General features: G+C 49.0%; 1 protein-coding gene. It reads left to right on the top strand.

Going from position 1 to position 500, the window contains the following annotated elements:
* A partial coding sequence (locus ACG2LG_RS24205; RefSeq protein ID WP_396263478.1) for an RHS repeat-associated core domain-containing protein occupies positions 1–500 on the top strand: 500 nt, incomplete at both ends.

The following is a 500-nucleotide window of genomic DNA, read 5'->3' as shown; positions in this document are numbered from 1 at the left end:
TACCGTTGGTATGATCCCGTGACCGGCAGGTGGCCATCCAGGGACCTGATTGAAGAACGGGGCGGAGTGAACCTGTATGTGTTCGTAGGCAATAATGGAGTGCTTCGCTTCGATATACTTGGACTAGATTGGCTGGGGCAAGAGCTCAGATCCAACTTTCTTGAAAGGGTTGATGTCTTAGTGTTTTTTAGTCCGGTCCTTGGGAGTATTATCAACTGGATATTTGATGAAGCTCATCTGATGGATTTTCATGGCGACATCGTTGGGCATCCAGAAATCGCTGATAAGCTCGACTTGTATTATCGGACGAAGTGCCTTCAGAAGCACTCCGGCAGCGGTGAGTGGGAAGCAATTTCGGTTGATAGGGGTGATGATCCAGGAATCAATTTTAATCCGTCGCTTGACACCTCTGACTCGGCATTTTGGCTGGGAACGCCACAAAGTGTGGAGGTTCTCAAGGGGACATTCGATTGTTGCGCGATAAAGCACAGCAGCGGTTA

Source organism: Haloferula sp. A504 (assembly GCF_044385805.1).
GTDB lineage: Bacteria > Verrucomicrobiota > Verrucomicrobiia > Verrucomicrobiales > Akkermansiaceae > Haloferula.
Note: the sequence above shows the minus strand (reverse complement) of the source record. Positions and strands in the feature narration are given on the sequence as shown.